Source organism: Hydrogenophaga flava NBRC 102514 (genome assembly GCF_001571145.1).
Lineage (GTDB): Bacteria > Pseudomonadota > Gammaproteobacteria > Burkholderiales > Burkholderiaceae_C > Hydrogenophaga > Hydrogenophaga flava.
On record NZ_BCTF01000008.1, the window covers coordinates 123,510 to 137,973 of the forward strand.

At 69.1% G+C, this 14,464-nt stretch carries 15 protein-coding genes and 1 riboswitch; of the genes, 13 read left to right on the plus strand and 2 right to left on the minus strand.

What is annotated here, in order from left to right; all coding sequences use genetic code 11:
• Positions 1–8 precede the first annotated feature (8 nt).
• Together nifD and nifH are read right to left on the minus strand one after the other, a co-directional pair.
• Positions 9–1,472 carry a nitrogenase molybdenum-iron protein alpha chain gene (nifD, locus tag HFL01S_RS09160; protein ID WP_066257625.1) on the minus strand — a complete coding sequence of 488 codons (1,464 nt, stop codon included), beginning with the start codon at positions 1,470–1,472 and terminating at the stop codon, positions 9–11.
• Positions 1,473–1,559: 87 nt separating this feature from the next.
• Positions 1,560–2,441: a nitrogenase iron protein gene (gene nifH, locus HFL01S_RS09165; protein WP_066257627.1), complete on the minus strand. Its 882-nt coding sequence runs from the start codon at positions 2,439–2,441 to the stop codon at positions 1,560–1,562.
• 422 nt (positions 2,442–2,863) lie between these two features.
• Between nifH and HFL01S_RS09170 the strand changes: the two genes are divergently transcribed.
• The 13 genes from HFL01S_RS09170 (at position 2,864) to bluB (ending at position 14,428) form a co-directional block, all read left to right on the plus strand.
• Positions 2,864–3,472: a hypothetical protein gene (locus HFL01S_RS09170; protein WP_066257629.1), complete on the plus strand. Its 609-nt coding sequence runs from the start codon at positions 2,864–2,866 to the stop codon at positions 3,470–3,472.
• A 3-nt stretch (positions 3,473–3,475) separates the two neighbouring features.
• Complete coding sequence (locus tag HFL01S_RS09175) at positions 3,476–4,321, plus strand: NAD(+)--dinitrogen-reductase ADP-D-ribosyltransferase (RefSeq protein ID WP_066257631.1); 846 nt, start codon at positions 3,476–3,478, stop codon at positions 4,319–4,321.
• Positions 4,314–5,270, plus strand: a complete 957-nt coding sequence (draG, locus tag HFL01S_RS09180; RefSeq protein WP_066257633.1) for an ADP-ribosyl-[dinitrogen reductase] hydrolase — start codon at positions 4,314–4,316, stop codon at positions 5,268–5,270. Before HFL01S_RS09175 ends, draG begins: the two co-directional genes overlap by 8 nt.
• A 12-nt stretch (positions 5,271–5,282) precedes the next feature.
• Positions 5,283–5,531: an FmdB family zinc ribbon protein gene (locus tag HFL01S_RS09185; protein WP_066257743.1), complete on the plus strand. Its 249-nt coding sequence runs from the start codon at positions 5,283–5,285 to the stop codon at positions 5,529–5,531.
• A gap of 115 nt (positions 5,532–5,646) precedes the next feature.
• A riboswitch (cobalamin riboswitch) is annotated at positions 5,647–5,887 on the plus strand.
• 232 nt (positions 5,888–6,119) lie between these two features.
• Positions 6,120–6,797, plus strand: coding sequence for an energy-coupling factor ABC transporter permease (locus HFL01S_RS09190; protein ID WP_066257636.1), 678 nt, complete (start codon positions 6,120–6,122; stop codon positions 6,795–6,797).
• 13 nt (positions 6,798–6,810) lie between these two features.
• A complete protein-coding gene (cobM, locus tag HFL01S_RS09195; protein WP_066257638.1) occupies positions 6,811–7,593 on the plus strand; it encodes a precorrin-4 C(11)-methyltransferase in 783 nt (260 codons plus the stop codon).
• Entirely contained in the window at positions 7,590–8,498 is a 909-nt protein-coding gene (locus HFL01S_RS09200) for a sirohydrochlorin chelatase (RefSeq protein ID WP_066257640.1), read from the plus strand. The genes cobM and HFL01S_RS09200 overlap by 4 nt, the downstream gene beginning before the upstream one ends.
• Positions 8,495–9,175, plus strand: a complete 681-nt coding sequence (locus HFL01S_RS09205) for a precorrin-8X methylmutase (RefSeq protein WP_066257642.1) — start codon at positions 8,495–8,497, stop codon at positions 9,173–9,175. Before HFL01S_RS09200 ends, HFL01S_RS09205 begins: the two co-directional genes overlap by 4 nt.
• Before the next feature lie 2 nt (positions 9,176–9,177).
• A complete protein-coding gene (locus HFL01S_RS09210; RefSeq protein ID WP_066257644.1) occupies positions 9,178–10,377 on the plus strand; it encodes a cobalt-precorrin-5B (C(1))-methyltransferase in 1,200 nt (399 codons plus the stop codon).
• Positions 10,374–11,729 carry a bifunctional cobalt-precorrin-7 (C(5))-methyltransferase/cobalt-precorrin-6B (C(15))-methyltransferase gene (locus HFL01S_RS09215; protein WP_066257648.1) on the plus strand — a complete coding sequence of 452 codons (1,356 nt, stop codon included), beginning with the start codon at positions 10,374–10,376 and terminating at the stop codon, positions 11,727–11,729. Before HFL01S_RS09210 ends, HFL01S_RS09215 begins: the two co-directional genes overlap by 4 nt.
• Positions 11,722–12,528 (plus strand): precorrin-2 C(20)-methyltransferase, encoded by an 807-nt coding sequence (cobI, locus tag HFL01S_RS09220; protein ID WP_066257650.1) that lies wholly within the window; start codon positions 11,722–11,724, stop codon positions 12,526–12,528. Before HFL01S_RS09215 ends, cobI begins: the two co-directional genes overlap by 8 nt.
• Positions 12,525–13,307, plus strand: coding sequence for a cobalamin biosynthesis central domain-containing protein (locus HFL01S_RS09225; protein ID WP_066257655.1), 783 nt, complete (start codon positions 12,525–12,527; stop codon positions 13,305–13,307). Before cobI ends, HFL01S_RS09225 begins: the two co-directional genes overlap by 4 nt.
• Positions 13,304–14,428, plus strand: coding sequence for a 5,6-dimethylbenzimidazole synthase (gene bluB / locus HFL01S_RS24625; protein ID WP_084383177.1), 1,125 nt, complete (start codon positions 13,304–13,306; stop codon positions 14,426–14,428). Before HFL01S_RS09225 ends, bluB begins: the two co-directional genes overlap by 4 nt.
• Positions 14,429–14,464: the final 36 nt, after the last annotated feature.

Consider the following 14,464-nt stretch of genomic DNA (forward strand, 5'->3'; position numbering starts at 1 on the left):
GTGCGGAATCAGGCGGCTTTTTTCCAGGGCGCCTTGGTCAGGCCCCAGATCGGCGAGCTGATGGCCATGTCCATGTCGCGCGCGAAGATCGCAAAGCCGTCGTAGCCGTGGTAAGGACCGCTGTAGTCCCAGCTGTGCATCTGGCGGAAAGGCACGCCCATCTTCTGGAAGACGTACTTTTCCTTGATGCCGGAGCCGATCAGGTCGGGCTTGATCTTGTCGACGAAGTGCTCGAACTCGTAGCCGGTCACGTCGTCATAGATCAGCGTGCTGTCCTTGATGTAGTGGGTGGTGCGCTGGTAGTCGTCGTTGTGGCCGAACTCATAGCCGGTGCCGACCACTTCCATGCCCAGGTCCTCGTAGGCGCCGATCACGTGGCGCGGACGCAGGCCACCCACATACAGCATCACCTTCTTGCCCTGCAGGCGCGGCTTGTACTTGTCGATCACCGCTTGCATCAGCGGCTTGTACTTGGCGATCACCTCTTCGGTCTTGGCCTTGATGGCGTCGTCGAAGTGGCTGGCGATCTCGCGCAGGCTCTTCTCGATCTGGGTCGGGCCGAAGAAGTTGTACTCGCACCATGGGATGCCGTACTTCTCTTCCATGTGTCGGCTGATGTAGTTCATCGAGCGGTAGCAGTGCAGCACGTTGAGCTTGGCCTTGGGGGTGTTTTCCAGCTCGGCAATCGTGCCGTCGCCGGACCACTGGGCGATCACGCGCAGGCCCATCTCTTCGAGCAGGATACGCGAGGACCAGGCATCACCACCGATGTTGTAGTCGCCGATGATGGCCACGTCGTACGGGGTCGAGACAAAGTCGGGGCGCTTGTTCGGGTCGGTCTTGTCGAACACCCAGTCGCGGATCGCGTCGTTGGCCAGGTGGTGGCCCAGCGACTGGCTGACGCCGCGGAAACCTTCGCAGCGCACGGGCACGATGGTCTTGCCTTCGTACTCCTTGCTCTTCTTCTTGGACACGGCTTCGATGTCGTCGCCGATCAGGCCGATCGGGCATTCCGACTGGATCGAGATGCCTTTGTTCAGCGGGAACAGGTCCTGGATCTCGTCGATGATCTTGTCGAGCTTCTTGTCGCCGCCAAAGACGATGTCCTTCTCCTGGAAGTCGGAGGTGAACTGCATCGTCACGAACGTGTCCACACCGGTCATGCCGATGTAGTAGTTGCGGCGGGCGGCCCAGCTGTACTGGCCGCATCCCACGGGGCCGTGGGAGATGTGGATCATGTCCTTGATGGGGCCCCAGACCACGCCCTTGGAACCGGCGTAGGCGCAGCCGCGGATCGTCATCACGCCCGGCAGGGACTTGATGTTGGACTTCACGCCGCAATCGGGCTTGCCCTCTTCGTACGTGCTCAGGTGTTTGGCGCGGCGCTTGGCCATCTTTTCGGGATAGGCCTTCAGCACCTCATCGATCAGGGCCTTGTTGGCGGCCTTGCGCTCTTCAACGGTGGCGGTCATGGGAACACTCCAGTGGATGGTGGATGGCTCGGGTGGCCCGCGATCCGGAGCGCCGCAGTGGCGCACCGGATGCGGTCACTGAGGCGATCAGGCGGCCAGTTCGGCGGCCGTCTTGCCGACTTCGGTTTCGTCGACGGTCTTCATGATCCCGTGCTCCATCAGCAGGTCTTCCAGCTGGTCCATGGTGATGGGGGTGGGGATGGTGCCGTTGCCGGCGTTGCCGTGGACCTTCTGGGCCAGGGTGCGGTATTCCTGGGCCTGTTTGGACTCGGGCGCGTACTCCAGCACGGTCATGCGGCGCAGTTCCGCGTGCTGCACGATGTTGTCGCGCGGCACGAAGTGGATCAGGCGCGAACCCAGCATCTTGGACAGCGAGTCGGCCAGTTCCAGTTCCTTGTCGGTCTGGCGCTCGTTGCACACCAGGCCGCCCAGACGCACGCCACCCGAGTTGGCGTACTTCAGGATGCCCTTGGAGATGTTGTTGGCCGCGTACATGGCCATCATCTCGCCCGACATCACGATGTAGATTTCCTGCGCCTTGTTTTCGCGGATGGGCATGGCGAAGCCGCCGCACACCACGTCACCCAGCACGTCGTAGGACACGTAGTCCACGCCTTCGTAGGCGCCGTTTTCTTCCAGGAAGTTGATCGAGGTGATCACGCCTCGGCCGGCGCAGCCCACGCCTGGCTCCGGGCCACCGGATTCCACGCAACGGATGTCGCGGTAACCGATCTTCATGACGTCCTCGAGCTCCAGGTCCTCCACCGAGCCGGCTTCGGCGGCCAGCGAGAGGATGGTGTCCTGGGCCTTGGCGTGCAGGATCAGGCGGGTCGAGTCGGCTTTGGGGTCGCAGCCGACGATGAGGATCTTCTGGCCCATCTCGGCCAGGGCCGCGAGGGTGTTTTGCGAAGTGGTCGATTTGCCGATGCCACCTTTGCCGTAGAAGGCGATTTGACGAAGCTTAGCCATGTCAGTACTCCAAGAAAGGAAGGGTTGAAACCAAGGTTGCGATACACCGCGACCAGGTCAGCCTGACGTGCCTATAGGTTTTCTTATCGGATCACGCATCGGCCGGACTTGTGTCCGCGCAGCCACTCCTCTGCACCTTCCGTGCCATGCCTTTCCAACCCCGGGTCGACACATCTCAAGTGCTTGTTTCTCCGAGGGAAATCGGTGTTTTCGGGGGCCCGCAGCGGCGTCAAAAGTCTTTGTTCCGAATCCGACAAAGCGCAGAACCGGCGTCGCAAACGACACGCCTGCCAACCGCCACGCCGGCCGCTTGTGTCGGGTTTGCTGCGCCTTCTCAAGTGCGCGAGGGATGCAAGGGGCTGGTACGTTCATTGCAGACAGACGTGGTGAGTCTTTCCCCTTCCCCAACCACAGGAACCGCCATGACCACGCTGACCGCGCCCGCCGCCATCGACGACACCGCCTTCGCCCGCCTCGAAAAAGAAGGCCGCATGCTCAACCCGGTGCTCAAGGCGCCGACCCACGTCGAAGGCCGTTTCGGTTTCCGTGGCGAACTGGCGCTGCGCTTTGCCGACAAGATGGCCGACGAGGCGCGCCCGCCCGAGCTCAAGTGCGACCAGGTGATGGCCGTGGCCCGCGCCGGCGAGTCGCACCTGCCCTTCTTCTGCGGCTGGCTGCTGTCCTTCGCCTCGCTCAAGGACGTGGCCGAGGTGCTGGGCGACACGCTCAGCGCCGGCGGCAAGTACTTCCTGTTCTGCGACAACATGGACATCTCGAAGAAGTACCAGGTGCCGTACAAGGGCGCGATGTTCTACGTGCTGCCCATCCTGGAGAACACGGTCTACAACGAGATGCTCGAACTGCTCTACCTGGAGAAGGGCGACCTCAAGAAGAAGGACACCGCCGGCAAGCTCGACGCCGTGGCCGACGCCGCGATGAAGTACGGCGTCACCTTCGACACCATCACCTACGACGAAGGCCTGGCGCTCATGGGCCCGGTGCGCAACGTCAACGAGAACCGGCCGGTCTGAGCGGTGGATGATGAACCGGTCCAGCCCCACCGCTGGTACAGCACCAACCTGGTCGGCGTGCCGACCCGGGTGCTGGCCGGCACCGCGTTCAACGCGCACCCGGTTCCCCTGTCCATCGCGGGCACGCGCGAAGCGCACCCCGGCCTGTTCGGCCTGCTGGACCGCTGCAGCGCCCTGAGCGACGCGTCGGAGGTGTTCGTGCACTACCTGGACATCGCCTTCGGCCTGCGCCCCCCGGCCGCGCACGAGGCCGCGGCGCTGGGTCCGGCCGAACGCTGCCGCTGGCGCAGCAGCTGGCGCAAGCTGCTGCAGGCCTGGGGCATGGACAACGCCAGCCCGGCCGGCGCCGTGCTCAAGGGCTGGGTCGAAAGCCGCTTCGGCCTGGTGCCCACGCACCACCGCCAGCCGCTGCAGCGCTATCCTTCGCCAGGCTGGATCACCTACCTCGAAGAGAAAACCTCCAGCCGCTTGCACAACAACAACGTCCACCAGCAGCTGGACCTGTTGTTCGAGTTCTGCCAATGGGCGCTGCAGCGCTTCGGCCTGCCCGGCCATGCGGCGGCGGGAGCGTCCCATGTGCGGCTGTGGCGCGGCAGCACCCGCTGCGACGAACAGCTGGTGGCCGGCACCCTGCAAAACCGCCACTGCACGGTACGGCTGAACAACCTGGTGTCGTTCAGCCTGTCGGCCGAAGACGCGGGCTGCTTCGGCGACTGGGTGTTCGAGGTGCAGGTGCCCGCCAGCAAGCTGCTGGTGTTCCCCGGCCTGCTGACCGGGCAGGTGCTGCAGGGCGAACAGGAAGTGCTCGCCCTGGGCGGCGACTACGACGTGGTGGCGCGGTATGGCTGACGCCCGCACACCCCACTTCCACGCCCGCTTCGACAAGGCGCTGGGCGCCTACCTGGGCCTGGCCATCGGCGACGCGCTCGGCGCCACGGTCGAATTCATGCGCCCGCGCGAGATCCTGCTGGCCTACGGCACCCACCGCGACATCGTCGGTGGCGGCTGGCTCAAGCTCGCGCGCGGCCAGGTCACCGACGACACCACCATGAGCCTGGCGCTGGGTGATGCGCTGTTGCAGGGCGGTGCCGGCGGCATCGCGCGCCTGCGCGACCAGGCCGACGAGGCCTTGGTGCGCTGCATCGGCGAGGCCTATGTGGCGTGGTGGCGCAGCGGGCCGGTGGACTGCGGCAACACCTGCCGCCGCGGCATCCTGCGCTTTCTGCACCAGGGCAGCCTCAGCGGCCCGCCCAACGACGGCGACGGCGGCAACGGCGCCGCCATGCGCAACCTGCCCGCCGTGCTGGCAACGCTGGGAGACCGCGCGGCCTTCGAGCGCCTGTCGCTAGCGCAGGCCCGTCTGACGCACCACCACCCGCTGTCGGACGCCGCCACGCTGGGCCTGGGCCGCCTGCTGCGCGGCCTGCTGGCGGGCGACGACCATGCCGCGCTGTGCCATCGCATAGACCAATGGGTGGCCGAAGAGCCGACCTTTCGCCACACGCCCTACCGCGGACGCGCCACCGCCTACGTGGTGGACACGGTGCAGACCGTGCTGCACTTCGTGTCGGAGCACGACGACTTTGAAGATGCCGTGGTCGCCACCGTCAACCTGGGCGACGACGCCGACACCACCGGCGCCCTCGTCGGCATGCTCGCCGGCGCGCGCTGCGGCGCGGCCCGGCTGCCCTGGCGCTGGCTCAGCCGCCTGCAGCCAGACACCGTGCGCGCCATCACCGACCAGACCAGCGGCCTGCTGGCGCTGGCCGACCAGCTGGCCCATCCTGTGACCGGCTGAATGGAGACCACCATGCCGCTGTTTGACTACCACTGCACAGCCTGCCACGCCGACTTCGAGCTGCTGGTGCGCGCCGGCACCGTGCCCACCTGCCCGCACTGCGCCAGCACCGAGCTGGACAAGTGCGTCTCGCGCATCGCCCCGGCCGGCAAGATCGAGGCTATCCGCATGTCCAACCGGCGCGCGGCCGACGCGGCCGGCCACTTCAACCACTACAGCCCATCCGAACGCGCGCGGCTGCTCAAGGGCAAGAGCGTCTGACACGGGCAACGGAGTGACCGGTTGGGTGCGGCCGAGATCGACGGCCCTGCGGACGGGAACTCCTCCTTCACCAAGCAAGCAGGCCTCTCAACGCCATCAAGCCATTTAGTCGGATATAGAATCAAAAGCTGTTGGTGCTCGCGATGCTGTTCAGGCATCGCAGTTCAACGGGAAGCAGGAGGGCGAGTCCCATACGGACGAACCTAACCTGCGCTGCCCCCGCAACGGTAAGCAGACGGGTGGCCCAAGGCATTGCCAAGGCCCCCATTTCTCAAAATTTCGCCACTGGGTCACACCGGGAAGGCTTTGAGAAACGTTCTGTCAGCCCGGATACCGGCCAACAAGGAGGCTGCGCCCCAAAGCGCAGCCGCATTACCCAAACACCGTCGGGGAAGGCGGTGAGGGGTCTTCGCCGGTGTCCTTCATGTCGTCCTTTCGCATGTTTTTGCGAGTCTGTGCCAGCGCCTGTGCGTGCGCTCGCCGGGGGCTGTCCGTTCGCCGACGGAACCAGTCCTCGCCTCTCCCTTGGGTCTTTGCCGACTTTCCAACCGCGTTGAGTCCAACGCATCCAACCCAAGGAGTCACTTCATGCACATCGAACCAGGTCTGGTGGACGGGGCCAAGCTCGCCCTGAGCGTCGCCACAGCGGCCGCCTGCATCGGCTACACGGCCAAGCTGTCGGCCGACACGATCAGAAAGGACGGCGCAACCGCCCTGCTGCTGCGGACCCTGCTGGCCACGGCGCTGGTGTTCTGCTTCTTCGAGGTGCTGCCGCACCACCCGGTGGGCGTGTCCGAGGTCCACCTGATTCTGGGCACCACGCTGATGCTGCTGTTCGGCGCGGCGCCTGCGGCCATCGGGCTGGCCGGCGGCTTGCTGGTCCAGGGCATGTTCTTCGCGCCCTTCGATCTGCCGCAGTACGGCATGAACGTGACCACACTGCTGGTGCCGCTGTTCGCCACCGCGGCGCTGGCGCGGCGCGTGATTCCCGACCAGATGGCCTATGTGGACCTGCGCTACAGCCAGGCCCTGAAGCTGTCCCTGGCCTACCAGGGCGGCATCGTGCTGTGGGTGGGCTTCTGGGCGCTCTACGGGCGCGGACTGGGCGTCGACAACCTGGTGAGCATCGGCAGCTTCGGCGCCGCCTACATGAGCGTGGTGCTGGCCGAGCCGCTGATCGACCTGGCCGTCCTGGCCCTGGCCAAGACCCTGCGCGGTCTGCAGGGCAGCGCCGTGGTGGAACGCCGCCTGCACCAGGCCGCCTGACCGCGCACGCACCATGGGTGTCGGAACGGTCTGGTTTGTGGGTGCGGGGCCGGGCGATCCGGAACTGATCACCGTCAAGGGGCGCGACCTGATTGTGCGCGCCGGGGCAATCCTGTTCGCCGGTTCGCTGGTGAACGAGGCGGCCACCCGGTGGGCGCCACCAGGTTGCGTCATCGCCGACAGCAAGGACATGACGCTGGAGCAGATGTCGGCCTGGCTGATCGCGAACGCCGCGCGCTGCGACACCGTGGTGCGCCTGCAGACCGGCGACCCGGCGCTCTATGGCGCCCTCATCGAGCTGGTGCAGCCGCTGGACGCCGCGGGTGTGCCGGTGGCGGTGGTGCCGGGCGTGTCCTCGGCCATGGCCTCGGCGGCCGCGGCGGTCGAGAGCTTCACCCTGCCCGAGGTCACGCAGACCACCATCTTCACCCGGGTCGAGGGGCGCACGCCCATGCCCGACGGCGAGGACCTGGCCGCCCTGGCGGCCCACCGCTGCACGCTGTGCATCTTCCTGTCCATCACGCTGCTGCACAAGGTCGAGGCCGGCCTGCGCGAGGCCGGCTGGCCGGAGGATGCGCCGGTGCTGGTGGTGCACAAGGCCAGCTGGCCGGGCGAAGAGCGCATCGTGCGCGGCACGCTCGCCACCATCAAACAACAGTGCCGCGAGGCCGGCATCGTCAGCCAGGCCATGGTGATCGCCAGCCCCACGCTGGGCGCGCGCCAGTGGCCCGAGCTGATCAGGTCCCGGCTCTACGACCCCAGCTTCACCCACCGTTTCAGGAAAGCCACGACATGAATCACACCACGATCCTGCTGGTGGGCCACGGCTCACGCGAGGACTCCGGCAACCAGGAAATCCGCGACTTCGTCGACCAGTGGCGCGCGCGCCAGCCGGCCTGGCGCATCGAGGTCTGCTTCATCGAATTCGCCGCGCCGTCCCTGCACGACGGGCTGCTGGCGGCGGCGCACAGCGCGCGCCGTGTGCTGGTGCTGCCGCTGATCCTGAACGCCGCCGGCCACGCCAAGATGGAGATTCCCGAGGCGATCGAACACGCCCGCGCACACGCGCCCGGCACCGAGTTCCTCTACGGTCCGCACCTGGGCGCCTGCGACCCCATCCTCGCCATCCTCAAGCGCCGCCTGCGCCAGGCCATGGCCGAGCTGGACATGCCCGACCCCACCACCACCGGCGTGGTGCTGCTGGGCCGGGGCTCGTCGGACCGCGGCGCCAACGGCGACATGGCCCGGATGGCGCGCTGGCTGCAGGAAGAAAGCGACCACGAACTGGTGGACCTGGCCTTCACCGGCATCACCTTTCCGCGGCTCGAACGCGTGGTTCAGCGCCAGGTGCTGATCGGCCTGCGCCAGGTGGTGGTGCTGCCCTACTACCTCTACACCGGCACGCTGATGCAGCGCATCCACCGCCAGGTCGACCATCTGCGGGCGCAGTACCCGCAGGTGCGCTTTGCCTGCGGCACGCACTTCGGTTTCGAGAAAGAAATCTTCGAACTGGTGGAGCAGCGCGTGCACGACCTGCTGGCCGGTGTGCCCGACAGCCGGCTGCCCTGCGACGGCTGCAGCTACCGCGAGATCGCCCACGACCTGGGGCACGGCCATTCGCACGAGCACACGCACGCGCCTGTGCATGTGCATGTGCACGCCAACGCCCCCGCCCATGCGCACGAGGGCGCCTCGGCATGAGCACGGTCAACACCGTCACCGAGCAGCTCACCGCCGCCGGCCAGGCGATCGAACACGACAGCTTCGCCATCATCGACGCCGAGGCCGGCGCGCACGCCTACACGGCCGGGCAGTGGCCGATCGTGCGCCGCATGATCCACGCCAACGCCGACTTCGAGTTCAACGGCCTGACCGCCTTCCACCCCGACGCGGTGCCGGCGGGCATGGCCGCGGTGCTGCGCGGTGGCACGCCCGTGGTGGCCGACGTGGAGATGATCTGCTCGGGCCTGTCCCGGCCGCGCCTGGCGCACTTCGGCATGGCCACACACCAGTTCATCAGCGATGCCGACGTGATCTCCCAGGCGCAGGCCGACAACACCACCCGCGCCGTGCAGGCCATGCGCAAGGCGCACCGCCTGGGCCTGCTGCAGGGCGCCATCGTCGGCATCGGCAACGCGCCCACCGCGCTGATCGAGCTGGTGCGGTTGATCGTGGAGGACGGCGTGCGCCCCGCCCTGGTGGTCGGCATGCCGGTGGGCTTTGTGTCGGCGGCGGAGTCCAAGGACCTGATGGCGCAGATCACTGACGTGCCGTGGATCGTCATCCGCGGTCGCAAGGGCGGTTCCACCCTGGTGGTCGCCGCCCTGCACGCGCTGCTGGCGCTGGCCGAGGCGCGGCAACGCGCAGAAAGCGCCTGACGATGGACGACGCCACCCCGCGCGGCACCCGCACCGGTTTCACCACCGGTGCCTGTGCGGCCGCGGCCGCCCGGGCCGCCGCAGAGGGGCTGGAAACCGGGCAGGTGCCTGACGCGATGGAGAGCCTGCTGCCCAACGGCCAGCGCGTGCGTTTTGCCGTGCACGACGGGCGCTGCGATGCGCACAGCGCCCACGCCATGGTGGTGAAGTTTGCGGGCGACGACCCGGACTGCACCGACGGCGCCCACCTCACGGTGGACCTGCGGCGGCTGCCCGGCCGCGCGGGCGAGATCACGTTCGTGGCCGGCGACGGCGTGGGCACGGTGACGCTGCCCGGCCTGGGCCTGGCGGTGGGCGGCCCGGCCATCAACCCGGTGCCGCGCCAGAACATCGCCGACAACCTGCACGAGGCCGCACCGCGGCTGCTGGCGCAGCACGGCCTGGAGGTGACCGTGAGCGTGCCGGGCGGCCAGGAGATGGCCAAGAAGACCACCAACGCCCGGCTGGGCATCCTGGGCGGCATCAGCATCCTGGGCACCACCGGCATCGTCAAACCCTACTCCACCGCCGCCTGGCGGGCCAGCGTGGTGCAGGGCATCCAGGTTGCGGCCACGCTGGACCATGGCGTGGTGGCGCTGACCACCGGCGGCCGCACCGAGACCTTTGCCATGCAGACGCTGCGCGCCGAGCGGCCCGGCCTGCCCGCCGCCTGCTTCGTGCAGATGGGCGACTTCCTGCGCTACGCGCTCGACGAGGTGGTGGCCCAGGGCCTGCCCGAGGTGGTGCTGGGCGTGATGGTGGGCAAGCTGACCAAGATCGCGCAGGGCGAGACCATCACCCACGCCAACCGCAACGTGGTGGACACCGACCTGGTGGCCGAGATCGCCCGGCAGATCGGCGCCACGGCCGAGGACTGCGCCGCCATCGCCGCCGCCGAGACCGCGCGCTTCGGCGCCGAGCTGATGGTCGAGCGCGGCCTGGGTCCGGCCTTCCACCAGGCGCTGGCGCAGCGCGCCATCGACACCCTGACCGCCCCCACGCGCTACGGCCACGCCTTCGCGCTGCGCGTGCTGGTGTGCAACTTCAGCGGCCAGCCGGTGGCCGATGTGCGCTCGGCCCCCGCCGAGGCACGGCCCCGCCCCGCCACCGCCGGCCGCACCGGCATCAGCCACACCCACCACTCCGACTTCGATACCGAATGAACGACCTGCCCTCCCACGATCCCAACCGCTGCCGCGTGATCGGCGTGCTCGACGACGGCGTGGCCAGCCTCGGCGCCACCGCGCTGGCCCACCTGCGCGCGGCCGACGTGGTGATCGGAGGCGCGCGCACGCTGGCGCTGTTCCGGCACACGCTCAAGGCCCGCGCCGTCACCCACGACCTGACCGGCCAGCTGAAGGCGGTGCCCAGCTGGGTGCGCGCCGCGCGCGAGGCTAACCAGGCCTGCGTGGTGCTGGCCACCGGCGACCCGCTGTGCCACGGCATCGCGCCCTACCTGGCCCAGCACCTGTGCCTGGAGGCGCTGGAGATCCTGCCCAACCTGTCCACGCTGCAACTGGCCTGCGCCCGCGTGGGCCTGGCCTGGCAGGACGCGCGCATCGTCTCCGTGCACGCCGCCGATGCCGGCGAGTGGCAGCGCGGCGCCCCGCCCACGCACGGCCTGTACGCGCTGGCCCAGGCCCTGCGCGCCGAGCAGCGCCTGCTGCTGCTGACCAGCCCGGCGAACAGCCCCGACCGCATCGCCCGCCTGCTGCTGGCCGAAGGCCTGGGCAGCGACTTCCACATGGCCGTGGCCGAACACCTGCTGCAGCCCGACGAGCGGGTGCATGCGCAACTCAGCCCAGCCGAGGCGGCCCGCATGCGCTTTGCCGAGCTGAACGTGGTGCTGCTGTGGCGCGCAGGGACGCGGCCGCAGCCGGTGTGCTTCGGCCTGGCCGACAGCGCCTTCGAGCAGCGCCAGCCCGAGAAGGGCCTGATCACCAAGCAGGAGGTGCGCGCCGTCAGCCTGGCGCGGCTGCAGCTGCGCACCGACAGCGTGGTCTGGGACATCGGCGCCGGCAGCGGCTCGGTGGGGCTGGAGGCCGCCCGCCTGTGCCCGCAGGGCCACGTGTTCGCCATCGAGAAGAACGAGGCCGACCACGCCATCGCCCGGCGCAACCACGCAGCCTTCGGCGTCAGCAACTACAGCCTCCACCTGGGCAAGGCGCCCGAGGGCCCGGACACCTGGCCCGACCCCGACGCGGTGTTCATCGGCGGCTCCGGCGGCGAGCTGGCCGGGCTGATCGCCCAGGTGTTGCGGCGCCTGCGGCCGCAGGGCCGGCTGGTGATGAACTTCGTGACCCTGGAGAACCTGGCCACCGCCACCCAGGCCCTGCAGCAGCTGAACGCCGACTGGGACGTGCTGCAGCTGCAGGCCGCGCGCAGCCGCCCCATCCTCCACATGCACCGCATGGCCGCCGAGAACCCGGTGTGGCTGGTGTGCGCCGGCGTGGGCCCCATGGGCCACGGCGAACACGGGCCGGTGGTGGCGGCGGAGGAGGCGGCGCATGGCTGACGTCACGCCTTCCACCGCCCCGCGCATGGGTACCCTGCACGGCATCTCGCTGGGCCCGGGCGACCCCGGCCTGATCACCCGCACGGCCTGGGCCGCGCTGGAGCGCCGCGACGCCATCTGGGTCTACCCGGTGCGCAGCGGCAAGACGCCCAGCTATGCGCTGGACATCGTGATGCGCGCCGGGCTGCCGCTGCCCGAGACCCACACACCGCTGCTGTTCCCGATGACGCACGACGGCGAGAAACTGGCGCGCGCCTGGCTGAAGGCTGCACAGACCGTGCTGCCCTGGCTGCAGACCGGGCGCGACGTGCTGTTCCTGGTCGAGGGCGATGCCTCCACCTACGCCACCTTCGGCCACCTGGCGCGCACCCTGCGCGGGCTGGACGAGCGGGTGCCGGTGCGCACCATCGCAGGCGTCAATTCGTTCACCGCTGCCTGTGCGGATGTGGGCGAACCGTTCGCCGAGCAGGACGACACCGTGGCCATCGTGCCGGCGGCCTACGGCGTGGGCGCGGTCGACCGGCTGCTGCCCGACTTCGACACCCTGGTGCTGATGAAGATCAAGCCGCTGATCGAGGACCTGCTGGACTGGCTGGAGGCGCGCGGCCTGCTGGCTGGCGCGCACTTCGTCGAACGCGTTGGCGCGCTGGACGAGCGGCGCCTCTCGGGCCCCGCGCTGCTCGCGCTGCGCGGCACCAAGGTCAGCTACCTCTCGCTGCTGATCGTGAAGAACCCCCACCGCGTGCGCGGCGAGCGCATCAAGGGCTGTCTCAAGAAAACCCCGGAACCGGCTGCATGAACCCCGACCATCCCCATCTTCTTCCCCGCTTCGTGCTCGTCGCCATCACCAAACACGGCGCCGCGCAGGCCGCCACCCTGGCACGTGCGCTGCCCGCGGCCAGCGTCTGCGTGGCCGCCCGGTTTGCCGACGCCTGCGCCGGCCTGCCCAACCCGGTGCTCGCCTACGACGGCCCGTTCAAGGACCAGATCGGCAGCCTGTTCGAGCAGTTCGACCAGATCGTGTTCTTCGTCTCGCTCGGCGCGGTGGTGCGGCTGATCGCGCCGCACCTGAAGAACAAGGACGAGGACCCCGGCGTGCTGGTGGTGGACGACGCCGGCCAGTTCGCCATCCCCGTGCTCTCGGGCCATGTGGGCGGCGCCAACGCCATGGCCGAGACCGTGGCCGCGCTGCTGGGCGCCACGGCGGTGCTCACCACCGCCTCGGACGTGGGCAGGACCATCCCGGTCGACATCCTGGGCCGCGAACTGGGCTGGCAGGTCGAGGCGCCCAAGCTCAACATCACCCGCGTCTCCGCCGCCGTGGTCAACGAAGAACCGGTGGCCCTGGTGCAGGAGGCCGGCAGCCCGCATTGGTGGACCCGCCCCACCCCGCTGCCGCCGAACATCCACCGCCACGCGCGGCTGGAGGACGTGGACCTGGCCCGCTACCGCGCGGTGTTGTGGATCACCCACCGCCCGGTCGACGACGCGCTGTGGGAAACCCTGCACGAACGGCTGGTGGTGTACCGCCCGCCGCTGCCTGCCGGCCCCGGCGCTACCACCGGGGTGGCGGCATGACGGTGGCCCTGGGCATCGGCTGCGACCGTGGCACCCCTCTGGCCACGCTGGAGCGCGCGGTCGACGAGGCCCTGGCCGCGGTCGGCCTGGACCGCCGGCAGGTGAGCGGCGTGGGCAGCATCACGCTCAAGGCCGACGAGCCCGCGCTGCTGGCCCTGGCGGCGCAGGCCGGCTGGCCGCTGCACTTCTACCCCGGCGCACAACTGGCCGAGGTCGCAGTGCCGAACCCGTCCGAAACCGTGCGCCGCCACACCGGCACCCCCTCGGTCTCCGAAGCCGCAGCGCTGCTCGCCGCAGGCACCACCGATGCCTCCGCCCTGTGCGTCGAGAAGCACCGGCTGCGCGGCGACGATGGGCGCAATGCCACTGTGTCCGTGGCGCGCGTGATGCCCCGAACGGCCATCCCGCCTTGTGTCGCCAACACCGACCCCAACCGCCGCTTCACGGTCGCCGAGCGCGAGGCGGTGCAGTCGCTGATGCAGGTACGGCGCGACATGCGCCACTTCAGCGCCGGTGCGCAGATCGCCGACGACGTCAGGGCGCGCCTGCAGTCGGCGCTGCTCGCCGCGCCGTCGGTGGGGCTGATGCAGCCCCTGCGGGTGCTGCGCATCACCGCCCCGGCGCTGCGCGACCAACTGGCCGTCGCCGTGGACGAGGAGCGGATGCGCACCGCCCAGGCCATGGGGTCGCGCGCGGCCGAGTTCCTGGCGCTGAAGGTGGAAGGGGTGCGCGAGTGCGCTGAACTGTGGGCGCTGGTACTGGCGCCAGACGACGGCACGCTGTTCGGTCGCCGCACGCTGGCGAGCGAAATGGCGTGGTGCTCGGCGGGCGCCGCCGTGCAGAACCTCTGGTTGGCCGCGCGCGCCGAACACCTGGGTCTCGGATGGGTGTCGCTGTTCGAACCCGGCGACTTGCACACGCTGCTGGCGCTGCCCGCGGGCGTCGTGCCGCTGGGCCTGCTGTGCATCGGTCCGGTGGATCGCTTCTACGAAACACCCCTGCTCATCGAGCAACAGTGGCGCCAGGCACGTCCGGCGCCGGCCCTGTTCACCGAGAACACCTGGGCCCCGTCCTGGAACACCGACACCAGCGCCACCACCGAACAACCGCTGCATGGCTGACCGCGGCCTTGCCATTGAACCCCGCCCGTCCCAAGG